Origin of the sequence: Rhodopseudomonas sp. G2_2311 (assembly GCF_047501505.1) — a bacterium.
Lineage (GTDB): Bacteria > Pseudomonadota > Alphaproteobacteria > Rhizobiales > Xanthobacteraceae > Rhodopseudomonas > Rhodopseudomonas palustris_H.
In genome coordinates this window covers 60,959-83,874 of the sequence record NZ_JAZDRK010000020.1, presented here as the reverse complement: position 1 = coordinate 83,874, position 22,916 = coordinate 60,959, and the positions used below count along the sequence as shown (strand labels likewise).

The 22,916-nt window shown below is 66.0% G+C and carries 20 protein-coding genes; 9 read left to right on the top strand and 11 right to left on the bottom strand.

What is annotated here, in order from left to right; translation table 11 throughout:
* The first annotated feature begins 1 nt into the window (after position 1).
* The 3 genes from VRZ08_RS20995 to VRZ08_RS20985 are packed head-to-tail and all read left to right on the top strand — an operon-like array spanning position 2 to position 2,125.
* Positions 2 to 283, top strand: a complete 282-nt coding sequence (locus VRZ08_RS20995; protein WP_107355149.1) for a hypothetical protein — start codon at positions 2 to 4, stop codon at positions 281 to 283.
* Between the two features lie 31 nt (positions 284 to 314).
* Entirely contained in the window at positions 315 to 1,508 is a 1,194-nt protein-coding gene (locus VRZ08_RS20990; RefSeq protein ID WP_408017188.1) for a patatin-like phospholipase family protein, read from the top strand.
* Between the two features lie 59 nt (positions 1,509 to 1,567).
* The gene (locus VRZ08_RS20985; RefSeq protein WP_414533770.1) at positions 1,568 to 2,125 is read left to right on the top strand and encodes a hypothetical protein; all 558 of its coding nucleotides are present in this window, start codon (positions 1,568 to 1,570) and stop codon (positions 2,123 to 2,125) included.
* Between the two features lie 25 nt (positions 2,126 to 2,150).
* Here VRZ08_RS20985 and VRZ08_RS20980 read toward each other — a convergent pair whose 3' ends face one another.
* Entirely contained in the window at positions 2,151 to 4,139 is a 1,989-nt protein-coding gene (locus tag VRZ08_RS20980; protein ID WP_414533769.1) for an adenylate/guanylate cyclase domain-containing protein, read from the bottom strand.
* Between the two features lie 280 nt (positions 4,140 to 4,419).
* The gene (locus tag VRZ08_RS20975; RefSeq protein WP_414533768.1) at positions 4,420 to 5,052 is read right to left on the bottom strand and encodes a TetR/AcrR family transcriptional regulator; all 633 of its coding nucleotides are present in this window, start codon (positions 5,050 to 5,052) and stop codon (positions 4,420 to 4,422) included.
* Between the two features lie 159 nt (positions 5,053 to 5,211).
* On the opposite strand from VRZ08_RS20975, the gene VRZ08_RS20970 reads away from it, so the two are divergent.
* The 3 genes from VRZ08_RS20970 (at position 5,212) to dusA (ending at position 10,591) form a co-directional block, all read left to right on the top strand.
* Positions 5,212 to 6,330 (top strand): efflux RND transporter periplasmic adaptor subunit, encoded by a 1,119-nt coding sequence (locus tag VRZ08_RS20970; RefSeq protein ID WP_414533767.1) that lies wholly within the window; start codon positions 5,212 to 5,214, stop codon positions 6,328 to 6,330.
* Positions 6,330 to 9,485, top strand: coding sequence for an efflux RND transporter permease subunit (locus tag VRZ08_RS20965; RefSeq protein ID WP_414533766.1), 3,156 nt, complete (start codon positions 6,330 to 6,332; stop codon positions 9,483 to 9,485). The genes VRZ08_RS20970 and VRZ08_RS20965 overlap by 1 nt, the downstream gene beginning before the upstream one ends.
* Positions 9,486 to 9,595: 110 nt before the next feature.
* Positions 9,596 to 10,591 carry a tRNA dihydrouridine(20/20a) synthase DusA gene (gene dusA / locus VRZ08_RS20960; RefSeq protein WP_414533765.1) on the top strand — a complete coding sequence of 332 codons (996 nt, stop codon included), beginning with the start codon at positions 9,596 to 9,598 and terminating at the stop codon, positions 10,589 to 10,591.
* Positions 10,592 to 10,602: 11 nt separating this feature from the next.
* Here the strand turns inward: dusA and VRZ08_RS20955 are convergent, their stop codons facing one another.
* The 4 genes from VRZ08_RS20955 to VRZ08_RS20940 all read right to left on the bottom strand — a co-directional run bounded on the left by VRZ08_RS20955 (position 10,603) and on the right by VRZ08_RS20940 (position 14,064).
* Positions 10,603 to 11,139, bottom strand: a complete 537-nt coding sequence (locus VRZ08_RS20955) for a TIGR02281 family clan AA aspartic protease (protein WP_107343932.1) — start codon at positions 11,137 to 11,139, stop codon at positions 10,603 to 10,605.
* A gap of 22 nt (positions 11,140 to 11,161) precedes the next feature.
* Positions 11,162 to 11,386, bottom strand: a complete 225-nt coding sequence (locus tag VRZ08_RS20950) for a DUF1289 domain-containing protein (RefSeq protein ID WP_414533764.1) — start codon at positions 11,384 to 11,386, stop codon at positions 11,162 to 11,164.
* A 44-nt stretch (positions 11,387 to 11,430) separates the two neighbouring features.
* A complete protein-coding gene (locus tag VRZ08_RS20945; protein ID WP_107355157.1) occupies positions 11,431 to 13,026 on the bottom strand; it encodes a sensor histidine kinase in 1,596 nt (531 codons plus the stop codon).
* Between the two features lie 168 nt (positions 13,027 to 13,194).
* Positions 13,195 to 14,064, bottom strand: coding sequence for an NAD(P)-dependent oxidoreductase (locus tag VRZ08_RS20940; RefSeq protein ID WP_414533763.1), 870 nt, complete (start codon positions 14,062 to 14,064; stop codon positions 13,195 to 13,197).
* A gap of 282 nt (positions 14,065 to 14,346) precedes the next feature.
* On the opposite strand from VRZ08_RS20940, the gene VRZ08_RS20935 reads away from it, so the two are divergent.
* Positions 14,347 to 15,459, top strand: coding sequence for an Mrp/NBP35 family ATP-binding protein (locus VRZ08_RS20935; protein ID WP_414533762.1), 1,113 nt, complete (start codon positions 14,347 to 14,349; stop codon positions 15,457 to 15,459).
* Positions 15,460 to 15,710: 251 nt separating this feature from the next.
* The gene (locus VRZ08_RS20930) at positions 15,711 to 16,802 is read left to right on the top strand and encodes a TRAP transporter substrate-binding protein (RefSeq protein WP_107343937.1); all 1,092 of its coding nucleotides are present in this window, start codon (positions 15,711 to 15,713) and stop codon (positions 16,800 to 16,802) included.
* Positions 16,803 to 16,983: 181 nt separating this feature from the next.
* On the opposite strand, the gene VRZ08_RS20925 is transcribed toward VRZ08_RS20930, so the two are convergent.
* The 5 genes from VRZ08_RS20925 to VRZ08_RS20905 all read right to left on the bottom strand — a co-directional run bounded on the left by VRZ08_RS20925 (position 16,984) and on the right by VRZ08_RS20905 (position 22,067).
* Complete coding sequence (locus VRZ08_RS20925) at positions 16,984 to 18,825, bottom strand: TRAP transporter large permease (RefSeq protein ID WP_414533761.1); 1,842 nt, start codon at positions 18,823 to 18,825, stop codon at positions 16,984 to 16,986.
* Positions 18,826 to 18,862: 37 nt separating this feature from the next.
* The gene (locus VRZ08_RS20920) at positions 18,863 to 19,459 is read right to left on the bottom strand and encodes a TRAP transporter small permease subunit (RefSeq protein ID WP_107355161.1); all 597 of its coding nucleotides are present in this window, start codon (positions 19,457 to 19,459) and stop codon (positions 18,863 to 18,865) included.
* Between the two features lie 173 nt (positions 19,460 to 19,632).
* Positions 19,633 to 20,667, bottom strand: coding sequence for a GTP 3',8-cyclase MoaA (gene moaA, locus VRZ08_RS20915; protein WP_414533760.1), 1,035 nt, complete (start codon positions 20,665 to 20,667; stop codon positions 19,633 to 19,635).
* A 106-nt stretch (positions 20,668 to 20,773) separates the two neighbouring features.
* Positions 20,774 to 21,226, bottom strand: coding sequence for a hypothetical protein (locus VRZ08_RS20910; protein WP_107355163.1), 453 nt, complete (start codon positions 21,224 to 21,226; stop codon positions 20,774 to 20,776).
* Between the two features lie 163 nt (positions 21,227 to 21,389).
* Positions 21,390 to 22,067 (bottom strand): HAD-IA family hydrolase, encoded by a 678-nt coding sequence (locus VRZ08_RS20905; protein WP_107343942.1) that lies wholly within the window; start codon positions 22,065 to 22,067, stop codon positions 21,390 to 21,392.
* A gap of 147 nt (positions 22,068 to 22,214) precedes the next feature.
* On the opposite strand from VRZ08_RS20905, the gene rpiA reads away from it, so the two are divergent.
* Positions 22,215 to 22,913, top strand: coding sequence for a ribose-5-phosphate isomerase RpiA (gene rpiA, locus VRZ08_RS20900; RefSeq protein ID WP_164573586.1), 699 nt, complete (start codon positions 22,215 to 22,217; stop codon positions 22,911 to 22,913).
* The last annotated feature ends 3 nt before the right edge of the window (positions 22,914 to 22,916 follow it).

The window sequence follows — 22,916 nt, the reverse complement described above, 5'->3', positions numbered from 1 at the left end:
GATGGCTAGTTCGAGTCAAACACCGCCCGATCTTCCGCTGTGCCGCGGCGACCGCGTTCGGATGAGTCCGCTCGGCCGCGAGCGGCATCCGCGCTACGGCACCCGTGAAGGCGTCATCGTCGGGCAGGGCTCGCCGAGCAGTTGGCGGGTGAAGTTCGACGACCGCAAGACCATCCAGGCGATCCATCAGGACTATCTCGAGCGCGTTCCGGGGCAGGCGCCGCGCTTCGACACGTCCGAGCCCTGGAGCCGCTGGCGCGACGATCCGCCGGCGACCCCGTAGTCGCGCGTCCCTCGTTCCTGCTGGTGTCCTGATGTCCCGCGTGCCTCGCTCGTTTGTCGTCGTTGTCGCGCTGGCGTCGAGCTGCTTGCTCGCCGCCTGTGCAAGCCTGCCGCGCCAGCCCTACACGGCCGCCGAAGCCGCCAAGGCACGGATCCTCGATCGCGACGATCTGCGGCGCTACGCCGACGATCCGCCGTCCGCCTTTGTGGATGGTCGCCGGATTTCCGGACCGCAGACCTACCTCGCGCTGTCCGGCGGTGGCGCCGACGGAGCCTATGGTGCGGGCGTGCTGGCGGGATGGACGGCCGCAGGGAGCCGGCCGTCGTTCTCGATCGTGTCCGGCGTCAGCACCGGGGCGCTGATTGCGCCATTCGCCTATATCGGCCCGCGCTACGACGACACGCTGCGGGAGCTCTACACCAGCGGCGTGGCCGAGAGCCTGCTGGAGGATCCGAACCCGTTCAACGCGATCTTCGGCTCCGGCCTGTTCGGCAACAAGCGCCTGCGCGAACTGGTTGCCCGGTACATCGATGCCAGTTTCATGGACGAGGTGGCCGAGCAGTACGCCAAGGGGCGGAGGCTGTTCGTCGTCACCACCAATCTGGATTCGCAGCGCTCGGTGATTTGGGACATGGGCCGGATCGCGGCGCTGCGGACGCCGGAGAGTCTCAATCTGTTCAGGGATGTCGTCGCGGCTTCGGCGAGCATTCCGGCCGTGTTCCCGCCGATGCTGGTCAATGCCGAAGCCGATGGCGTCCGGTTCCAGGAGATGCATGTGGATGGCGGCGTGATGTCGCCGGTGCTGACCTTGCCGGAGGCGTATCTGATGCGTAGTGCCTCGTGGGACAAGTCGCTCAACCTGCAGCTCTACATCCTGATGAATAATACCATTGAACCGGAGTTCCAGCTGGTGCGCGATCGTGCGCTGGACATCGCCGCGCGGGCCTCGTCGTCGATGATCAAGGCGCAGACCCGGTCGATCCTCTACAGCACCTACGCGTTCGCCCGCCGCAACAAATACGGTTTCAATCTGTCCTATATCGAGAGCGACCGGCCGCCGTCGCCGCCCGGCTTCGACACCGCCTACATGCGCTCGCTGTACCAATACGGCTACGATCGCGCGCGCAGCGGCCATGCCTGGTCGAGCGCACCGCCGGCGGATGATGCCGCACCGGCGCCCGTCGCGGCCACCACCCCGGCGCGCCACGTCGCCGGTGTCCAATAACGACGCGCTGTGAGCGCGGCGTCCACCGCTTTCGCGTGCGGTGGACGAGTGAGGCGAAGATGTCTGCAATCCGGTTCACGACGGCCCTGACGGCCGCGGTGCTGTTGTTTTGTCCGGCTTCGGCCGCGGTGTCCGATCGTGGCCACGAGCCGACGGTGCAGCCGCCGCCGGCGACGTCCACCGACGAGCCGACCGGTTCGGTGACGATCGCGCGCGGCAGCGGCGCCGACCTGATCCGGATGGTGGAGAAGAAGCTGCCCGGCGTGCGGGTGTTCGATCTCAACCTCACCGACGAAGGCTCGGTGCCGTGGTTCGAGGTCAAGTCGTACCGGGGAGATCAGGTGTGGAGCACCATGATCGACGTCGCCACGCGTCGGATCGTTCGCTCATCTGAGGCGAAACCTGCCTCCGATCTCGACGCCGAGACCCTGCGCGACCTCGGCGATTTCCGGCGGATCAAGATGAAGCTGTCCGAGGCGGTGGTGATCGCCGAGCAGCTCAGTGGCGGGCGCGCGATCAGCGCCGGGCTGCACCGCGGCGATAACAAGCTGGTGTTCGTGGTCGTGGTGGTGGCGGACGGCGCGCTGAAAGAAGTCACCGTGGAGCCGGACAAGTAGCGCCGTCTCGCGGCGCTTGGCTGCTTCAGCTCTTGTCGAGATCCTCGACCACCTGCACCAGCGTCTGCTTGACCTCGGTGCGATCCGCCGTGACGGTGTCGATGAATAGCCGCATCCCGGGCAGTTCCTTGCGGATCACGTCGGTCGATCCCGAGGTCTTCAAGCCGCGGACCTCATAGGCGCGCACCGGCTCGCTGAAGCCTTTCACCGTAAGGGCAGGACGCTCCTCGGCGTCGATCAAATCGTTCACCAGTGACCAGGTGACGTGCGAGATCAGGATCGAGCCGGGCTCGCAGTTTTGCTCCAGGCGCGAGGTGAGGTTCACGGCGCCGCCGACGATGGTGTAGTCCATCCGGTCCGGGCTGCCGAAATTGCCGACGGTGCAGAAGCCGGTGTTGATGCCGATGCGGACCCGGAACGGGCGCTCGGCGCCGGCGTCGATCCACTCCATCTCCAGCTGCTTCAGTTTCTCCTGCATCTCGATCGCCATCATCACGCAGGCGACCGCGTCCTCCTTGACGCCGCGGCTCTCCGGATCGCCGAAGAACGCGAGCACGGCATCGCCGACATATTTGTCGATCGTCGCGCCATGCTTGAGCGCGATCTGCGCCATCTCGGCCAGATAGCGGTTGAGCATCGCGGTGAGGTCTTCCGACTCCAGCTTGTCGGTGGTGGCCGTGAAGTTGGCGATGTCGGACAGGAAGATCGTCAGCTTCTTGCGCTTGGAGGCGATCTCGGCATCCTGATGGCCGCTGAAAATCGACGAGTACACCTGCGGCGACAGATACTTCGAGAGCGCGGCCGACAGCCCTTCAAGACTACGGTTCCGCGTCTCCAGCTCCTCGGTGCGCTGCTTCACCATCGAGTCGAGATATTCCTCGCGCGCGGCGACTTGTCCGGCCATGCCGGTGAAAACCCGGGCCAATTGGCCGAGCTCGTCGTGGCGGGTCGCGACAGGCGTCAGCGAATTCGGATCGAACTTCTGCGACTCCAGCGCGGCCGCGGCACGGGTGATCTGGCGCAGCGGGGCCGCCTGATAGCGGGCGACCCCGATCGACAGCAGGATGCCGAGCGCGGCGATCGCCGACGCGGTGACGGCCGCGATCTCGGCCTGGCTCTGCACCGTCGCCCAGACACGGTTCATCGGCAGGCGAACCAGCGCGGCACCAACGATCTCCTTCTGCTCGTTGCGCACCGGCGCGATCACGCTGAGGTTCTGGCGACTCTCGACGTGCCGGGTCTGGCCGTCGGCGATCACCAGACGCACCGGGCCAAGTTCTTTCTCGTTGGGACCGTCGCGGCGATCGGCGCCGTACACGCCGGGGCCGACCAGCGCATCGAGCTTGCGGTCGAACACCCACACCGCATCGATATCGCCGTCGGCCAGCAGATTCTCGACCGTGCGCGGCAGGCCGATCTTCATCGTCAGCTGCTGCAGGAATTTGGCGCTGCGCCCGACCTGGATGATGCGCGGCTTGTCGATGCCGCCGACGCCGACATATTTGAAATGCTGATTGTCGATGTCGCGCTTGCGGGCGTCCTGATTGACCACCTTCTTCTGGCCGGTGAGCAGATCGTGGAAGGCGTAGGCCTGCGGCTGCATCTGCGGCGAATTGCTGAAGGTGAAATTCACGTCCGGCAGGCTGTGCAGATAGGCGTGGCCTTTCTCGTCGGTGATCCAGATCTCGTCGAGAACGGTGTCGTCGGTGATCGACTTCAGTCGGCGATTGATCTCGGTCGGCGTCATGCCGGCGCGTTCGGCGGCCTCGACGAAATGGCCGAGCAGTGTGCCTTCGGCGGTCATCTCCTCGGCGATGATCCCCTCGACTTCGGTCGGGATCGAAGCGGCGAGACTGGCGCTGCGCGCCAGCAGCCGCGCGACTTTCTCACCCGACGCTTCGGCTTCGGTGATGATCGCGCGCCGTGTGGTCCAGGTCAGCAAGGCGGCGGTTACGAGCGTGGCGCCGACCGTCAGCACCGTGACCAGCAGGACCAACCGTGTGGTAAATTTCATGAAAGAACCTGTGCTTGCCGCCGGCGATGTGTTCCCGCCAGCGGAGAGGCGCGCGAGGCGCTGCAAACATCGCAAAACAGCCCGCGCGCTGCGACCGGCGGACTATCCATGCGGACCGATGGCACTGTCAAATCGCCTCAGATGCGCCACCACGTCGCGCGCCAAGCACGCATGATGGTGCTGACCTCGTAGCAACTCCGCCGCGGGCCGGCATTGTGACCCGTCAATCCGTCGGCGGCCTTTGAATCGAAGGCGAGGGATCGCAGGTCTCGACTGAAACTCAGGTCGCTTTGTCGCCTGTCAGTGGCGCCGCGTAAGCAGCCAGGAACACCGGCACGGCACGGTCGACGCATTGATCGATCTCGCTGGCGGAGATGGCCTCGCCAAATTGCAGCGAGCGGCGATAAGCGATCTCGGATTCCAGCAGCGCCAACAGGTGATGCGCTGCCACCCCCGGATTGGCAGCATGCAGGCGGCCAGCTTTGGTTGCGGCGTCGATATAGCGGGTGAACGCCTCGACCGCTTTGCCAGGACCCGCGTCGTAGAAAATCCGCCCGAGATTGCCGATCCGGCCGTGCGCCACCGCAAGGCGGTGGGCCGTGGTAGCGTCCTCGGCCAGCACGCGATGCAGTAGTCTCTTGCCGAACTCGGTGAGCACACGCTGCGGATCGTCGGTGGCGCGCGCCTCGAGATCTTCGTACATGCCGCGGATCTGCTTGCCGGCGACGCGCAGCGCGACGTGTACGAACAGCTCTTCCTTGGACGGGAAGTAGCCATACAGCGTCGCCTTCGAGCCCCCGAGCCTGCTGGCGATTTCCGACATCGAGGCGCCGTCGAGGCCGCGTTCTTTGAACACCTCGACCGCGGTGTCGAGGATCGCATCCCGCTTGGCTTCCGTCCGAACCCTGACCATCGCTCTCCGTCACCTCGCCAATTCGCCCGGCGTCCTCCGCAATCATACTGAACGTACGGTCATATTGACAGTCTCACGTGCGAATAATAACCGTACGTTTGGTTTTATTATGAACCGGCCGACGGTGCTTCCGGCCCGGCTTGGAAAGACGAGACGGCGATGAGAGAGATCGTGGGGTTTCGTGCCGCCATCATCGCGATGGCGCTGATCCTCGGAGCTTGCGACTCCGCAGCTCCGAAGCCCGATCATGGCGCCGCGGGGCCGACCAAGCTGCCGCAGCCGGTGATGGTGGTGCCGGTGCGGTTCGAGGAGGGCGCCCGGACGCGGACCTTCGCCGCCACCATCCGTCCCAGCATCGAGAGCGACCTCGGCTTTCGGATCAGCGGCAAGGTGGCGCGGCGGCTGGTGCGGACCGGCGATTTCGTGCGCAGCGGCCAGCCGCTGCTGACGCTCGATACCAATGATCTCCGTCTGCAGCGCGAGCAGGCCGAAGCCGAAGTGAAGGCGGCGCAATCCAACCTGATTCAGGCCGAGGCCGACGAAGGCCGCGCGACCGATCTGCAGAGCAAGGGCTGGATGGCGAACGCCGCGTTGCAGAAGGCTCACGCCACCGCCGAGGAGGCGCGCAGCCGGCTCGTCCGCGCGCAGCGTGCGCTCGATCTCGCCGGGCACGCGCTCGACTACGCCACCCTCGAAGCCGATGCGGACGGCGTGATCACCGCGACGCCGATCGAGCCGGGCCAAGTGATCAGCGCCGGACAGGCCGCGGTCCGCCTGGCGCGGCTGTCGGAGCTGGAGGCGGTGGTCGCGCTGCCGGAGAGTTACGTCGAGCGGGTCGGTCGCGCCTCCGCCTCGCTGACGCTGTGGTCGCTGCCCGGCAAGAGCTACGAGGTGCGGCTGCGCGAACTATCCTTTGCGGCCGATCCGGCGACACGGACCTTTGCGGCGCGCTTCGTGATCCCCGGCGCGGACGACAAGGTGCGGATCGGCATGAGCGCCACGCTGACGCTGCGCGAGCAGGACGAGCGGCGCTTCGCACGGCTGCCGCTGACGGCGATCTACAATCACGGCCGCGGCGCCGCGGTGTTCGTGGTCGGCGACGGCGGCGAATTGCGCGAGCGGCCGGTGACGATCGAGCGCTATGAGGATCGCGATGTGCTGGTGACCTCCGGCGTCAGCGACGGCGAAACCGTCGTCGCGCTCGGTGTCGAAAAGCTCGATCCGGCGCTGACCGTGCGGCCGATCTCCACGCTCTCGCTCAGCTCGGCGGGCAAGTGATGCAGCGGCCCAATCTCTCCGCATGGGCGGTAGCACATCCGTCCTTGATGCTGTTCCTGATCCTGATGATCAGCGTCGCCGGACTGCTGTCGTATCAGCGTCTCGGCCGCGCCGAGGATCCGTCCTACACCATCAAGGTCGCGGTGGTGACGGCGACATGGCCCGGCGCGACGGCCGAAGAGATGCAGCTTCAGGTCGCGGACCGGATCGAGAAGAAGCTGCAGGAGCTGCCCTGGTTCGACAAGATCACGACCTATTCCAAGCCCGGCTTCACCGCGGCGCAGATGGAGTTTCGCGACACCACGCCGCCGGCGCAAATCCCTTGGCTGTTCTATCTGATCCGCAAGAAGATGGCCGACGTGAAGCCGGACCTGCCCGACGGTGTGGCCGGGCCGGAGGTCAACGACGAATACGGCGACGTCGACTCGATCGTCTATACGCTGCGCTCCGACAGCGCCGACTACGCGGTGTTGAAGCGGATGGCGGAGCAGGTGCGGCAGCGGCTGCTGAAAGTGCCGAACGTCTCCAAGGTGACGATCTACGGCACCCAGGACGAGCGCATCTTCGTCGACTTCGACCACGTCAAGCTCGCCAATCTCGGCATCGCGCCGCGCACGATCTTCGACAGCCTCGCCAAGCAGAACGACCTCGCGCCGGTCGGCATGGTGCAGACCCAGTCGACCCGGATTCCGCTGCGCGTCTCCGGCGCGTTCGACGGCGTTCGCGCCGTGGAAGAAACCCCGATCGCCTCCAACGGCACGGTGATCAGGCTCGGCGACATCGCCACCGTGTCGCGCGGCTTCATCGATCCGCCGCAGTTTCTGGTTCGGCAGCGCGGCGTTCCGGCGCTGGCGATCGGCATCGTGATGCGCAAGGGCGCCAACATCCTGGAGCTCGGCGCGGACGTCGAAGCGTCGATGGCCGAGGTCGAACGCGCTACGCCGGTCGGCGTCACCTTCGAGCGGATCGCTAATCAGCCCGCGGTCGTCCGGGACGCGGTCGGCGACTTCATGCGTTCCTTCGTCGAGGCCCTGGCGATCGTGCTGTTCGTCAGTTTCGTGTCGCTCGGCTGGCGCGTCGGCATCGTGGTCGCGACCTCGGTGCCGCTGGTGCTCGGCATCGTGTTCACGCTGATGCTGACGATCGGCATCGATCTGCACCGGATTTCGCTCGGCGCGCTGATCATCGCGCTCGGCCTGCTGGTCGACGACGCCATCATCGCGGTCGAGATGATGGTGGTGAAGATGGAGCAGGGCTTCGATCGGGCGCGCGCCGCGTCGTTCGCCTGGGAATCCACCGCGTTTCCGATGCTCACCGGCACGCTGGTTACCGCGGCAGGCTTTCTGCCGGTCGGCATGGCGGCGAGCGGCACCGGCGAATATGCCGGCAGCATCTTCTGGGTGGTCGGCATTGCGCTGCTGGCGTCATGGGCTGTGGCGGTGATCCTGACGCCGTATCTCGGCTTCGTGCTGCTGCCGCACTCGCTGAGTACCGGGACCGCGCACGCGGTCTATGACAACGGCCTGTATCGCCGCTTTCGCAGCGTCGTCACCTGGTGCATCCATCACCGCCTGATTGTGATCGGCATCACCATCGCGGCCTTCGCGATCTCGATCGTCGGCTTCGGCAAGATCCAGCGGCAGTTCTTTCCGACCTCCGACCGCACCGAGCTGTTCGTCGAATTGCGGCTGCCGGGCGGCAGCGGGATCGAGGCAACGCTCGCCAATGCCCAGCAAGCCGAAGCGCTGGTTGCAAGTGATGACGACGTCGTCACCTGGAGCACCTATGTGGGCAAAGGCCCGCCGCGCTTCCTGCTCAACGTCAATCCCGAACTGCCGAACGAGTCGTACGGCGAACTCGTCATCGTCACCAAGGACAGCGCCGCGCGCGAGCGGGTGAAGCGCAAGATCGAGCAGGCTGTCGCCGATGGCGCGATCGCCGGCGCGCGGGTGCGGGTGAAGCGGCTGGCCTATGGTCCCCCGATCAAGTTTCCGGTGCAGTTCCGAGTAATTGGCGAGGACCCCAACACAGTGCGGTCGATCGCCTACCAGGTCCGCGATATCATGCGCGGCAATCCGAACGTGATCGAGCCGCAGCTCGATTGGAACGAGCAGATGCCCTCGGTGCGTCTGGTAGTCGATCAGGATCGGGCGCGGGCGCTCGGGCTCGATCCGCAGACCATCTCGCAGACGCTGCAGATGCTGATGACCGGCGCGCCGGTGACCACCGTGCGTGACCGGACCGAGAAGGTCGTGGTGGTGGCGCGGGCGATCGCGGCGCAGCGCAACGATCTCGGCGCCATCGACGATCTCACCGTGCTGTCGCGCAACGGCGTGCCGGTGCCGCTGTCGCAGATCGCCGAGATCCGCGAAGGCCACGAGGAGGCGATCCAGTGGCGGCGCGACCGCGACATGGCGATCACCGTGCGCAGCGATGTGCGCGACGGCGTGCAGGCGCCGTTCGTCTCGTCGGTGGTGTGGGGCGCGCTGGCCGGTCTGCGCCAGCACCTGCCGGCCGGTTACCGGATCGAACTCGGCGGTGCGATCGAGGACTCGTCGAAAGCCAACGGTGCGTTGTTCGCGGTGGTGCCGGCCATGCTGGTGGTGATGCTGACCGTGCTGATGCTTCAGCTGCAGAGCTTCGCCAAGCTGGCGCTGGTGTTGCTGACGGCTCCGCTCGGCCTGATCGGCGCCTGCGCCGGGCTGCTGCTGTTCGGCAAGCCGTTCGGCTTCGTGGCGCTGCTCGGACTGATCGCGCTGGCCGGCATGATCATTCGCAACTCGGTGATCCTGGTCGACCAGATCGAGCAGGACATCGCGGCGGGGCATCCGCGCGAGGAGGCGATCGTCGGCGCCACCGTCCGCCGCGCGCGGCCGGTGGTCCTGACTGCGCTCAGTGCCGTGCTGGCGATGATCCCGCTGACGCGGTCGAGCTTCTGGGGCCCGATGGCGGTCGCGATCATGGGCGGACTGCTGGTCGCCACCGTGCTGACGCTGCTGTTCCTGCCGGCGCTGTACGCGGCGTGGTTCTGCCGCGATCCGGCCTCGACATCGTCGCTGCGGCAACGCCTCGGCGGGCTCCTGGAGGCGGCCCGCGCCAGGTTCAGCTCATCGGTCCCGGCGATCCTGCGCCGGCGCGCGGAATCTGGACGCTGACTGCTGCCCGCCGCGCGGGGAGACAGGAGCCAGAACGGGCTGGAAATCGCCGGATTCCCGGGCTACCAGCAGCCTTGACGCCGCCCGCCAATCCGCCGACATACTCAAATATGCAGCTTCATCAGCCACATCGCTTCTCCGTCGCGCCGATGATGGAGTGGACTGACAGCCCCTGTCGGGTCTTCCATCGGCTGCTGACCAAGCGTGCGTTGCTCTACACCGAGATGGTCACCACCGGAGCGGTGATCCACGGTGACCGGCAGCGGCTGCTCGGCTTCGATGCGAGCGAACATCCGCTGGCGCTGCAGCTCGGCGGCTCCAATCCGAACGACCTCGCCACCTCGGCGAAGATCGGCGAGGACTTCGGCTACGACGAGATCAACATCAACGTCGGCTGCCCATCCGATCGAGTGAAGGAAGGCCGGTTCGGCGCCTGCCTGATGGCGGAGCCGGAGCTGGTCGCCGAGGGCGTCGCCGCGATGAAGCGGGCCGTCTCGGTGCCGGTGACGGTGAAGTGCCGGATCGGGATCGACGATCAGGATCCCGAGGTCGCGCTCGACGCGCTGGCGCGCGCGGTGGTCGCAGCCGGCGCCGACGCGCTGATCGTGCACGCCCGCAAGGCGTGGCTGAACGGGCTGTCGCCGAAAGAGAACCGCGATATCCCGCCGCTCGATTACGACCGGGTGTATCGGCTGAAGCGCGCGATGCCGCAGGTGCCGATCATCATCAACGGCGGCATCGGCAGCATCGCGGAGGCCAAGCGGCATCTCGACCACGTCGACGGCGTGATGCTCGGCCGTGCCGCCTATCAGGAGCCGTGGCGGCTGCTCGAGGTCGATCCGGAGCTGTTCGGCGAGCCGGCGCCTTATGCCTCGATGAAGGAAGCGCTCGAAGCGCTGATCCCGTATATCGAGCGCCAGCTCGCGCAAGGCCTGCGGCTCCACGCGATCACCCGCCACGTCATCGGCGCGTATCAGGGCGTGCCCGGCGCGCGCGCGTTCCGTCGCTATCTGTCCGAATTCGGCGTCAAACCTGACGCCGACGCCAGCGTGCTGTTGAAGGCGATGGTGGCGGTGACGGAGCGGGCGGAGGTCGCGGCCGCTTAAGGCCCGTGCGATCAGGGATACCCGCGCAGCCGGAGCTGATCGGCGCGGACTTCCCAGCTTTCGAGGCGGTCGAGGAAGCTCATGCCGAGCAGGTTGGTCTTCATCTGGCCCCGCGGCACCACCAGGGCCGGGACCGAGCGCTCGACCAGTTTGCCGATCGCCAGGCTGTCGAGCGACAGCCGCGCGGCGCGGGTATGGCCGCCGGCGGTTTCCAGTTCGACGTTGAAGTTCAGCAGCTCAAGCGGCAGGCCCGCCGCCTTGGCGGTCTCGTAGGTCAGCACCACCGAAGTCGCACCGGTGTCGATCACCATCGGCGCCGACACGCCGTTGACCTTGGCGCTGACCGCGAACTCGCCGCCGGTGCCGCGCGGGATCTCGACCATGCGCGAACTGGCCGCTTCGGCCGCCGCGGTGGCGGCAGCGACGCGCTTCTTCAGCATCGTCGACATCGCATCACCGGCCGCGGAAATCCGCTTCGGGTCGCCATAGGCGACCACCGCGCCCGCGGTCCCGATCAGCACCATGAGCACCAGCAGAATGCGGCTCATGACGCACCTGAAAGAGCGCGCGCTACGCGGGCGTGTCCGTCGCCGAGGCGCGGCGCCGGCGTGGCTGCGGCACATCCATGCCGGCGTCGGCCATCCGCTGCGGCAGGCCGGCCATGATGGCGAGCCGTTCGGCACTGGCCATTCGCGGCCAGCGCGCGATCTCCGGCATGGTGCGGCCACAGCCGTAGCAGAGGTTGGTCTGCGGATTGATCATGCAGACCGCGATGCAGGGCGTTTCGATGTTCATGTCGGATGGTGGCTGACATTGGTCGCCTCCCGCAAGTCCCGATCTTACAATCCGGTGCCGGCGTTCATGATCGGCTGCCGGCGCGCGCGGGCGGACTCGGAGGTGGTGACCGAGTCCGGCTGCAGCGGCGGCGCCTCGTCGGCGAGCGGCGCCAGCGCCGACATCACCCGCTCGGGCGGGAAGGTGACGATCACTTCGGTGCCGATCCGCAGTTTGGATTTTAGCGTGAAGGTGCCGCCGTGCATGTCGATCAGGCTCTTGGCGATCGGCAGGCCGAGGCCGGCACCCTGTTCGGCGGATTTGATCGAATTCGAGCCCTGGCCGAACGAGGCCAGCACGATCGGGATCTCCTCCTCAGGAATGCCGGAGCCGGTGTCCTTGACGCTGAGATACTGGCCGCCGGATGCCGTCCAGCCGGCCTTCAGCCAGATCTCGCCGCCCTGCGGGGTGAACTTGATCGCGTTCGACAACAGGTTGAGCACCACCTGACGCACCGCGCGCTCGTCGCCCCAGATCCGCGGCATACCCTGTTCGAACACTTCGTGGATGGTGATGCCGCGGCTGGAGGCGCGCAGCTTGAGCAGGTGGTGACAGTCGGTCACCACATGCACCAGCGAGATCGCTTCCTCGTTCAGCTCGTAGCGGCCGGCTTCGATCCGCGACAGATCGAGGATCTCGTTGATCAGGTTGAGCAGGTGGACGCCGGAATTGTGGATGTCGGCCGAATAGTCTTTGTAGGCCGGCACCGCATGGGCGCCGAAGATCTCGCTCTTCATCACTTCCGAAAAGCCCAGAATGGCGTTGAGCGGCGTGCGCAGCTCGTGGCTCATCTGCGCCAGAAAGCGCGACTTGGCGACGTTGGCGGCCTCGGCGCGATGCCGGGCCTCGTCGGAGATCGCCTTGGACTGTTCGAGCTCGGCGATCAGCACGTCCTTCTCGGCGCGCGCCTGCAGCGTCGCCAGCGTGGTCGAGTGCAGCCGGTGGGCGAGCAGGGCGAAGTAGCCTTCCGCCGCGACGGTGAGTGCCGCCAGCACGTATTTGTCGAACGAGCCGCTGAGCGCGAAGTTGACCGCGATCGCGGCGGTCACCGGCATCGTCGCGGCCAGCGCGGCGATCGGCAGGCTCGCCGCCAGCATGGACGACACCGCCACCACCAGCAGCATCAGGAACATCAGAAGCGTGCTGGAGACGACGTTGAGTTCGGTCGGGTGGATCAGGATTGCGGTCCATGCCAGGCCGTACAGCAGGTCGAGCAAGATAAAGCGCCGCCGCCAGGTGCGGGTGCGCGGCACCGAGGCCGGCTCCTGGAGGAAGCGGTTGCAGTTGCGGATCACCACGGCGTGGATGCTGAGCATCGCCACCGTCCAGGCGCCCGCCGGCAGCGGGTCCATCCAGATCCCGAACAGTACGCCGGTGACGACCACCAGCAGCATCACGACGTAGGAGGCGGACAGCCGGGTCTCGGCATATTGCCGGACCAGTTCGTGATCGAAGGCGGGGCGGGTGCCGCTGGTCGAGGTCAGGCGGTCGCGCGCCTCGCGCACCCGCTGTGCCGCCGCGCGCCGGTTGCGCGCCGGCGCGGCCACCGGAGGCTCAGCCGGAAGCTGGAAGACTTCAGGCTTTTCGGCGGACTCACTCATCAACCAACACAAATCCTGCGCGAGAACGCGCGCGGTTTCCCCAGCCTATATCTGGCCACAAATCCTTAAGAGCAGCCTTAGAGGGAAAATTATTCCGGTTAACAGCTGGCTAACAATCGCGGTGAATGAGCCGTGAAAACCGCGATTGCAGCCCTGTTCCGCGCTGGCTCAGCGCTCCAGTCGCGCCAGCAGGCTGGACGTGTCCCAGCGGCGGCCGCCCATCTTCTCGACCTCGGCGTAGAAGGTGTCGACCAGCGCCGTGACCGGCAGGCTGGCCCCGTTGCGGCGTGCTTCGGAAAGACAGATCGACAGATCCTTGCGCATCCATTCGACCGCGAAGCCGAAATCGTATCTGCCGTCGTTCATGGTCTTGTGGCGGTTCTCCATCTGCCACGACTGCGCGGCGCCCTTGGAGATGGTGTCGATCACCGCGTTGACGTCGAGGCCTGCCTTCTTGGCGAAGTGGATGCCCTCCGACAGGCCTTCGACCAGCCCGGCGATGCAGATCTGATTGACCATCTTGGTGAGCTGACCGCTGCCGGCGGGGCCCAGCAGCTTGCACATCCGTGCGTAGGCGGCGATCACCGGCTCGGCCTTGGCGAAGTCCTCCGGCCGGCCACCGCACATCACCGTCAGTACGCCGTTCTCGGCGCCGGCCTGGCCACCCGACACCGGCGCATCGATGAAGTGGAAGCCCGCCTTGCTTGCAGCCGCGTCGAGCTCGCGCGCGACTTCGGCGGAGGCGGTGGTGTGGTCGACGAAGATCGCGCCATTGCTCATCGCGCCGAACGCGCCGTCAGCGCCGGTGGTGACGGCGCGGAGGTCGTCGTCGTTGCCGACGCAGGCCATCACGAAGTCCTGGCCCGCCGCAGCTTCGGCCGGGGTCGGCGCGGCGCGGCCGCCGAACTTCTCGGCCCAGGCCTGCGCCTTCGCGGCCGTGCGATTGTAGACCGTCACCTCATGGCCGCCTTTCGTCACGAGATGTCCGGCCATCGGAAACCCCATGACGCCGAGACCGATGAAAGCGACTTTGGCCATGTCTGGACCCTTCGGTTGCGACGGCGCGAGCCGGTCGCGCCTGATCGAGTGGAGGTGAGGGCGGCCCGCTGCGGGGCACGCGAGGAGGAGGCGTCAGCATAGGCGACGAGCTTCGCGGAGCAAGTCTGCGGTCTCGCTGGAACGTAAGGCAAAGCGATCATCTTGCGGTGCAGCATGGTTCCGCGCGGGCCGCTTCAGAAGCGACGGCCGATGGCTAATTCCCGGCTTGAACCGAGCGATGGCATGTGATCGGTGGGCACGCGAAGCGGCAGGAGACTTCCAGTGAGCGTGACCCAGCAACAGATTCTCGACAGCCTGGCCAAGGTGGCGACGCCGCGTGGCGTGCCGCTGACCAAAGCCAGCGTGCTGTCCGAGATCGCCATCACCGACGGCAAGGTGTACTTCTCGATCAACGTCGATGCGGCCGAGGCGCGGGCTTGGGAGAGCGTGCGCAGCGATGCTGAGGCAGCCGTGCGCGGCACGTCTGGCGTGAAGAGCGCGCTGGTCGCGCTGACTGCCGAGCGTCAGCCGGGCAGCGCTCCGGCGCAGCGGCCCGGCGTGGCGCCGGTGTCGGCGCATCGTCCGGCCGGTGCGCCCGGAGCCGGTCTGCCGAAACAGGCGGGCATTCCCGGCGTCGGCGCGATCATCGCCGTCGCGTCCGGCAAAGGCGGCGTCGGCAAATCGACCACTGCGCTGAATCTCGCGCTCGGCCTGCGCGACCTCGGCCTCAAGGTCGGCCTGCTCGATGCCGACATCTATGGTCCGTCGGTGCCGCGCCTGACCGGCATCAACGAGAAGCCGCAGCTCGACGATAGCCGCCGGATGATTCCGATCGCGCGGTTCGGCCTGTCGATCATGTCGATCGGCTTCCTGGTCGACGAAGAGGCGGCGATGATCTGGCGCGGTCCGATGGTGATGTCGGCGATCACGCAGATGCTGCGCGACGTCGACTGGGGCAAGCTCGACGTGCTGGTGGTCGACATGCCGCCCGGCACCGGTGACGCGCAGCTGACGCTGGCGCAGACTGTGCCGCTGAAGGGCGCGGTGATCGTGTCGACGCCGCAGGATCTGGCGCTGATCGATGCCCGCCGTGGCCTTGCGATGTTCACCAAGGTGAATGTCCCGGTGATCGGCATCGTCGAGAACATGAGTTACTTCCTCTGCCCGGAATGCGGCACCCGGTCCGACGTGTTCGGGCATGGCGGAGCGCGGCACGAGGCCGAGCGACTCGGCGTCCCGTTCCTCGGCGAAATCCCGCTGCATATGGAGATTCGAGCCACTTCGGACGCCGGCCGGCCGGTGGTCGAGAGCGAGCCGAACGGGCCGCATGCGACGATCTATCGCGCGATCGCCGGCAAGGTGCGCGACCGGATCAACAGCCTCGCGACGAATTGATGCGCTGCGAAGTGATCATACCGGCGTCGATGATCGACCACTCGGGAGTGATCGTCGACGCGGCGTGGTGATCACGCTGGAATTTCCGTCTTCGACTTTGGTTGAATCTCAGTTATCTACTCGGTCGCGGCGTTTTATGCGGATCACCATCCGTGTTAGAGACGCTTCGCCACAAACGGCTCCGCGGTTCGCCTTCTTTTGGTCGGGCGCGCATGGAATCCGGGAAAACGCCGGCAACAAGGAGATGCCTTATGAAACGTCGTGACTTTCTGAAAGTGTCAGCTACCGGCGCTGCGGCAGCGGCCGCGGTGGCTTCCCCGGCGATCGCGCAGTCCTCGCCCGAGGTGAAGTGGCGGCTGACCTCCAGCTTCCCGAAGTCGCTCGACACCATCTATGGCGGCGCCGAATATCTGGCGAAGCAGGTCGCCGAGATGACCGACAACAAGTTCCAGATCCAGGTGTTCGCGGCGGGTGAAGTCGTCCCCGGCCTGCAGGCGCTGGATGCCACGTCCAACGGCACCGTCGAGATGTGCCACACCGTGTCGTACTACTATGTCGGCAAGGACCCGACCTTCGCGGTGTTCGCGTCGGTGCCGTTCGGCCTCAACGCTCGCCAGCAGAACTCCTGGCTGTATCAGGGCGGCGGCAACGAGCTCGCCAATGAATTCTACAAGAAGTACGGCCTGGTCGGCTTCCCCTGCGGCAACACCGGCACCCAGATGGGCGGCTGGTTCCGTAAGGAGATCAAGACCGTTGCCGACATGAGCGGCCTGAAGATGCGCATCGGCGGCATTGCCGGTCAGGTGCTGCAGAAGGTCGGCGTGGTGCCGCAGCAGATCGCTGGCGGCGACATCTATCCGGCGCTGGAAAAGGGCACCATCGACGCCGCCGAGTGGGTCGGTCCGTACGACGACGAGAAGCTCGGCTTCCAGAAGGTCGCGAAGTACTACTACTATCCGGGCTTCTGGGAAGGCGGCCCGACCGTGCATGCCTTCACCAACCTCGAAAAGTTCAACCAGCTGCCGAAGAACTATCAGGCGATCCTCGCCAACGCGGCGGTGAACACCAACACCTGGATGAACGCCCGCTACGACCTGCTCAACCCGACCGCGCTGAAGCGGCTGGTGGCCGGCGGCACGCAGCTGCGTCCGTTCTCGAACGAAATCCTCGACGCCTGCCTCAAGGCCACCAACGAGCTGTGGGGCGAAATCTCGGCGAAGAATCCGGACTTCAAGAAGGCGATCGACGCGATGCAGGCGTATCGCTCCGACCAGTACCTGTGGTGGCAGGTCGCGGAGTACACCTTCGACAGCTTCATGATCCGCTCGCGCACCCGCGGCTGATCTGAACGCCTGAAACGAAAAGGCCCGGCCTCCGCGAGGAGGCCGGGCTTTTTGTTGTCTGCTGCGCTGGTCAAGCTGCCGTCATTGCGAGGAGCGAAGCGACGAAGCAATCCAGTTCAGTGCATTGATCTGGATTGCTTCGCTTCGCTCGCAATGACGTAGGACGCCTCGAAGTCCTCGATCAGAACTTCGGCGGGCCGAGATCGATCTGCGGCATCTCGATCTGCGGGATGTCGATCTTGACCTTGGATGGGTCGATGTCGCCTGCGACGCCCTTGTAGTGCATCACCATTCCGGGGAAGGCGATCACCAGGGCGACCATGATCAGCTGGATGATCACGAACGGCACCGAGCCCCAGTAGATCTGGCCGGTGGTGACGGGCGCCATCTGCTTGCCGCTGACGCGGTCGATATACGGCAGCTTCGGCGCCACCGAGCGCAGGTAGAACAGGGCGAAGCCGAACGGCGGATGCATGAACGAGGTCTGCATGTTAACGCCGAGCATGACGCCGAACCAGATCAGGTCGATGCCGAGCTTCTCAGCCGCCGGCCCGAGCAGCGGGATGACGATGAAGGCGAGCTCGAAGAAGTCGAGGAAGAACGCCAGCACGAACACGAAGGCGTTGACGAAGATCAGGAAGCCGAGCTGGCCGCCGGGCAGCGACACCAGCAGCTCTTCGACCCAGCGATGGCCGTCGACGCCGTAGAAGGTGAGCGAGAACACGCGGGCGCCGACCAGGATCATGACCACGAAGGCGGTCAGCTTGGCGGTCGACTCGGTGGCCTGGCGGGTGAGGTCGAAGCTCAGCCGGCCCTTCATCAGCGCCAGCAGCATCGCGCCGGCTGCGCCCATCGCTCCGCCTTCGGTCGGCGTCGCGACGCCGATGAAGATGGTGCCGAGCACCAGGAAGATCAGGCCGAGCGGCGGCACCATCACGAACACGACCTGCTCGGCGAGCTTGGAGAGCAGTTTCAGCCGCAGCAGACGGTTCAGCACCGCGATCACGAACGACAGCGCCACGGTGACCGACATCGTCAGCACGATGTAGTCGGCGCCGGACTTCACGTCGGTGAAGCTCATCGCCACGATGCCGGCGGCGGTCGACGCGGCCACCACCAGATACAGCGACATCGTCATGGTGCGGATGATGCCGATGAACGGGCGGAACAGCACGGCCGTGAGGATCACGAACCAGAAGCCCTGCATCACCAGCTGCGACAGGCCGACCTTGTCGAACGCCGGCTTGCTCCAGTCGAACGAGCCCCAATGCACCGTGAACAGATAGGCCGCACCGCCGGCCGACAGCGCCGCCAGCGGCATGATCAGCGGGTGCTTGGCGGTCTCCGGCTCACGCAGCGTCTGAGCTTCGAGCGGCAGGCCGGGCGCCGCCTTCGGGGCGAAGACCGTCACCAGGAAGATGTACAGCGCATACATCAGCGACAGCACGATGCCGGGAATGAAGGCGCCTTCGTACATGTCGCCGACCGAACGGCCGAGCTGGTCGGCCATCACGATCAGCACCAGCGACGGCGGGATGATCTGGGCCAGCGTACCGGACGCGGCGATGATGCCGGTGGCGACGCGGCGGTCGTAGCCGTAGCGCAGCATGATCGGCAGCGAGATCAGGCCCATCGAAATCACCGAGGCGGCGACCACGCCGGTGGTGGCGGCGAGCAGAGCGCCGACGAACACCACCGCATAGGCGATGCCGCCGCGGATCGAGCCGAACAACTGGCCGATGGTCTCGAGCAGATCCTCGGCCATGCCGGATCTCTCCAGCACCAACCCCATGAAGGTGAAGAATGGAATCGCCAGCAGCGTTTCGTTGTTCATCACCCCGTAGACGCGATCGGGCAGCGCCTGCAGAAAGTCGGGACGGAACAGGCCGAGTTCGATGCCGAGGAAGGCGAACAGAAGGCCGTTGGCGGCGAGCGAAAACGCCACCGGATAGCCCAGCAGCAGAAATACCACCAACGACGCGAACATGATCGGCGCCATGTAGTGGATCAACAGTGCGGTCATGCGGACCGGCCCCCCAATGCGATGACCACGAAGCGGCTTACTTTTTGTCGCCGCCGATGTTGAGCAACAGCCGCTCGGCTTCGAGCTCGGCGGAACTATGCGCGGATTGTGCGGAAGCGTTGCTGTCCGGGATCGCACCGACCATCATCGCGAGGCGCTTGATGATCTCCGAGATGCCCTGAATGATCAGCAGCACGCACATGATCATGATCAGCGCCTTGGCCGGCCATTGCGGCAGACCGCCGGCGCTGAACGACTGCTCGTTCTGGTGATACGAGACCAGGAAAAACGGGATCGACCACCACAGCAGGATGATCGCGAACGGCATCAGGAAGAACACGTGGCCGATCATGTCGATCCAGCCGCGCAGCTTGAGCGGGAGGCTGTGATTGATGATGTCGATGCGGATGTGTTCGTTGCTGAGCAGGGTCCAGGGCGAGCACAGCATGAACACCACGCTGAACAGCACCCACTGCAATTCCAGGAACGAGTTCGACGACATATCGAAGATCTTGCGGACCACGGCGTTGACTGCCGAAATCGCCACCGCCGCCACGATCAGCCAGGACACCCAACGGCCTACCACAGTGTTGAAGGCGTCGATCGTCCTGCTCAGTCCAAGCAATGCTCGCAACGCTCGGTCTCCTCCCGGTTCGTCCGGCCTGCGCGATTACAACGCGAAGCGGCTTTTTGTAGCCGAGGGCTCGCGAAGCGTGCGCACCAAACCAGCGCGTCACCGTTCCGTCAATTGGAAAATGGCAATCAGGAGCGCTGTTCAGCGGAATGATTAGTCGCAGGTGGGAGCGCTTAGCCGCCGGTGACACTCATGTGCCGGCTGACGCTCGGCCGGTTATGGCGGCGGTCGATGATGAAGTCGTGGCCCTTCGGTTTCGCGCCGATCGCCTGATCGATCGCGGCGCTGAGCAGGGCGTCGTCGGCGGAAGCGCGCAGCGGGCGCCGCAGGTCGGAAGCGTCCTCGTGGCCGAGGCAGGTGTGGATGGTCCCGGTGCAGGTAATCCGTACCCGATTGCAGGATTCGCAAAAATTGTGCGTGAGTGGAGTAATGAAGCCGAGCCGGCCGCCGGTCTCCTCGACGCGGACGTAGCGCGCCGGGCCGCCGGTGGAGTCGGGCAGGTCGGTGAGCGTGTAGTTGGTGGCGAGCCGGGCGCGGACCAGCGACAGCGGGACGTACTGATCGATCCGGCCTTCGCCAATTTCGCCGAGCGGCATAACTTCGATCAGCGTCAGCCCCATGCCGAGGCCATGCGCCCAGCGCATCAACGATGGGATCTCGTCCTCGTTGGAGCCCTTCAGCACCACCGTGTTGATCTTCACCGCAAGGCCTGCGGCGCGGGCAGCGTCGATGCCGGCGAGCACCCGGTCGAGATCGCCCCAGCGCGTGATCCGGCGGAACTCATCCGGGTCGAGCGTGTCGAGCGAGACGTTGACGCGGCGGACGCCGCAATCGGCCAGCTCCGCGGCGAAGCGGGCGAGCTGCGAGCCGTTGGTGGTGAGGGTGAGTTCGTCGAGCGCGCCGCTCTTGAGATGCCGGGACAGCGACCGCACCAGCGACATCATGTTGCGGCGGACCAGCGGTTCGCCGCCGGTCAGGCGCAGCTTGCGCACGCCCTTGGCGATGAAGGCCGAGCACAGCCGGTCGAGCTCTTCCAGCGTCAGCAGTTCGGCGCGGGGCAGGAAGGTCATGTCCTCGGCCATGCAGTACACACAGCGGAAGTCACAACGGTCGGTGATGGAGACGCGCAGGTAGTCGATGGTCCGCCCGAACGGATCGGTCATCGGCCGATCCACGGTGGTTGGCGGAGTGATCGCGGCGCTGGTCATACGGCGTGCCCTGTCGCGGTCGCCGCCAGTCGCGGCAAATGTCTCCGCACTATCTAGGCACGATCAGCGGCGCGCACAATCACGCGCCGTGATGCGCTGCAATATGTTAGCGCGCTGCCGGGGCAGGGAACGGCGACGACGATTCTGCCGGAGCTTCGGCGGCCGGTGCCGCAGCGGCGGGCTTCGGCTTCCGCGGCTTGCGGACCTGACGCGCCTTGCGCGACGGCTTGGCGGCCTGCAACTCGGCGGTCACCGGGTTCGGCGTCACCGTCGTGGTGCCTTCCGACATGAAGCCGCCTTGCGCGACCGAGACCTGCACCGGAACCGTCGTGGTCTGGAACTTGTCCAGCGAGAAGGTCACGGTGAAATCGGCCGGCGGCACCTTGATCGAGCACGGGGTCTTACAGCTCTGCCCGGTGGAGGCGACGGCGTCCGCACCCGGCGGCACCGAATCGAGCTGAACAGTGACGTCGGGCGGGGTCGACTTGAAGGCGTCGGACATCGACGCGCAGCCCCCCAGCGAGAGCCCTGCCAGGGCGATGACAACAAGATGACGCATGATACTCCCATCCGTTCAGTGCGGCCAACGGCCACAGTCCCGCGCGGACCATAGGAGCCTGCTGTAACGCTGGCAACTGCGCGTCCAACAAACTTAAGAGTTAGTTAACGCGACCTGTTAGCGAACTGAATTTCGCCACAATTTCAAAGGTATCGCCTTCAGGTCAGCGCCGCGGCAGCAGCCGTCCCACGGCGTTCGGCAGCTCGCGCATATGGCCGACCAAAAGGTCCGGTTCGAGCTCGGCGATCGGCACTTCGGTGTAGCCGAATTCGACCCCGATCACCGGCACGCCGGCCCGCCGTGCGACGCCGACATCCGGTCCGGCGTCGCCGACCATGATGGTGGCAGCCAGGTCGCCGCCCGCCTTGGCCACGGTCTCGCGCAGGATCGCCGGGTCGGGTTTGGCGACGCCGAAGGTGTCGGCGCCGCAGATCGCCGCAAAGCGCGGGCTGAGCCCGAGCCGGTCGAGCAGCAGCTTCGACAGCCATTCCAGCTTGTTGGTGCAGACCGCAAAGCGGTAGCCGCTGTCCGACAGCTCGTCGAGCGTCGCTTCCAGCCCTTCGAACGGGCGCGACTCGTCGGCGATGTGGGCGGCGTAATAGTCGATGAAATCGACGGTGAGGCGATTGACGTCGTCCTGCGCGATCACACGGCCGTCAAGTTCGAGGCCACGTTCGAGCAGGCGGCGGGCGCCTTGTCCGATCATATTGCGCGCGACGGCCATCGGAACGGCCGGCATGCCTTCGCGAACGAGGATGAAATTCAGGGCGTTGATCAGGTCGGGCGCGGTATCGACCAGCGTGCCGTCCAGATCGAAGACAACAATGGGAGATGCGGTCATGTTCGACCGCTAACCTTCTCCGCGGCTTTCTGCAACCGTCTGGCGATGCTCAACCCCAGAATCCGTGCTGTTCGCCGCGCCCAAACGCCGCTAGATATGCCGCGCCGCGCCGGGGACATCAGGGGCGGAAACGGGGTAGGCCGGGTCATGGACAAGGAAGAGTTGAAGCGGCGGGCTGCGGCGCGGGCGCTGGAAGAGGTGCGGGGCGGCATGAAGCTCGGCCTCGGGACCGGTTCGACGGCGAAGCATTTCGTTGAACTACTTGGCGAAAGAGTGCGGGTCGGGCTCGACGTGATCGGCGTGCCGACGTCGGAAGTGACGCGCGCCGATGCGGAACGTTGCGGTATCCGGCTGACGACTTTGGATGAAATCGACCGCCTCGACATCACCATCGACGGCGCCGACGAGGTCGACCACAATCTCGACCTGATCAAGGGCGGCGGCGGCGCGCTGCTGCGCGAGAAGATCGTCGCGGCGGCCTCGGATCGCATGATCGTGATCGCGGACGAATCCAAGCTGGTCGGCACGCTCGGCCGCTTCCCGCTGCCGATCGAGGTGATCCCGTTCGGCCTCGGCGCCACCCGCCGGGCGCTGCAGAATGCCTTCACGGCCGCCGGCTGTGACGGCGAATTAAAGCTCCGGCCCGGCAAAGACGGCCATGCTTTCGTCACCGATGGTGGCCACTGGATCCTCGACGCCCAGCTCGGGCGCATACCCGATGCTCCTCGTCTGGCCCATTTGCTGTCCGTGATTCCGGGCGTAGTCGAGCATGGGTTGTTTGTCGGGATGGCGAGCACCGTCGTGCTGGCAGGGGCCGACGGAATTCGAACCATCGAACGCGCGTGAGCG

Excerpts from the sequence above, each read along its gene's own strand:
- VRZ08_RS20995 (WP_107355149.1), top strand. The coding sequence starts at position 2 with ATGGCTAGTTCGAGTCAAACACCGCCCGATCTTCCGCTGTGCCGCGGC.
- VRZ08_RS20990 (WP_408017188.1), top strand. The coding sequence starts at position 315 with ATGTCCCGCGTGCCTCGCTCGTTTGTCGTCGTTGTCGCGCTGGCGTCG.
- VRZ08_RS20985 (WP_414533770.1), top strand. The coding sequence starts at position 1,568 with ATGTCTGCAATCCGGTTCACGACGGCCCTGACGGCCGCGGTGCTGTTG.
- VRZ08_RS20980 (WP_414533769.1), bottom strand. The coding sequence starts at position 4,139 with ATGAAATTTACCACACGGTTGGTCCTGCTGGTCACGGTGCTGACGGTC.
- VRZ08_RS20975 (WP_414533768.1), bottom strand. The coding sequence starts at position 5,052 with ATGGTCAGGGTTCGGACGGAAGCCAAGCGGGATGCGATCCTCGACACC.
- VRZ08_RS20970 (WP_414533767.1), top strand. The coding sequence starts at position 5,212 with ATGAGAGAGATCGTGGGGTTTCGTGCCGCCATCATCGCGATGGCGCTG.
- VRZ08_RS20965 (WP_414533766.1), top strand. The coding sequence starts at position 6,330 with ATGCAGCGGCCCAATCTCTCCGCATGGGCGGTAGCACATCCGTCCTTG.
- dusA (WP_414533765.1), top strand. The coding sequence starts at position 9,596 with ATGCAGCTTCATCAGCCACATCGCTTCTCCGTCGCGCCGATGATGGAG.
- VRZ08_RS20955 (WP_107343932.1), bottom strand. The coding sequence starts at position 11,139 with ATGAGCCGCATTCTGCTGGTGCTCATGGTGCTGATCGGGACCGCGGGC.
- VRZ08_RS20950 (WP_414533764.1), bottom strand. The coding sequence starts at position 11,386 with ATGAACATCGAAACGCCCTGCATCGCGGTCTGCATGATCAATCCGCAG.
- VRZ08_RS20945 (WP_107355157.1), bottom strand. The coding sequence starts at position 13,026 with ATGAGTGAGTCCGCCGAAAAGCCTGAAGTCTTCCAGCTTCCGGCTGAG.
- VRZ08_RS20940 (WP_414533763.1), bottom strand. The coding sequence starts at position 14,064 with ATGGCCAAAGTCGCTTTCATCGGTCTCGGCGTCATGGGGTTTCCGATG.
- VRZ08_RS20930 (WP_107343937.1), top strand. The coding sequence starts at position 15,711 with ATGAAACGTCGTGACTTTCTGAAAGTGTCAGCTACCGGCGCTGCGGCA.
- VRZ08_RS20925 (WP_414533761.1), bottom strand. The coding sequence starts at position 18,825 with ATGACCGCACTGTTGATCCACTACATGGCGCCGATCATGTTCGCGTCG.
- moaA (WP_414533760.1), bottom strand. The coding sequence starts at position 20,667 with ATGACCAGCGCCGCGATCACTCCGCCAACCACCGTGGATCGGCCGATG.
- VRZ08_RS20910 (WP_107355163.1), bottom strand. The coding sequence starts at position 21,226 with ATGCGTCATCTTGTTGTCATCGCCCTGGCAGGGCTCTCGCTGGGGGGC.
- VRZ08_RS20905 (WP_107343942.1), bottom strand. The coding sequence starts at position 22,067 with ATGACCGCATCTCCCATTGTTGTCTTCGATCTGGACGGCACGCTGGTC.
- rpiA (WP_164573586.1), top strand. The coding sequence starts at position 22,215 with ATGGACAAGGAAGAGTTGAAGCGGCGGGCTGCGGCGCGGGCGCTGGAA.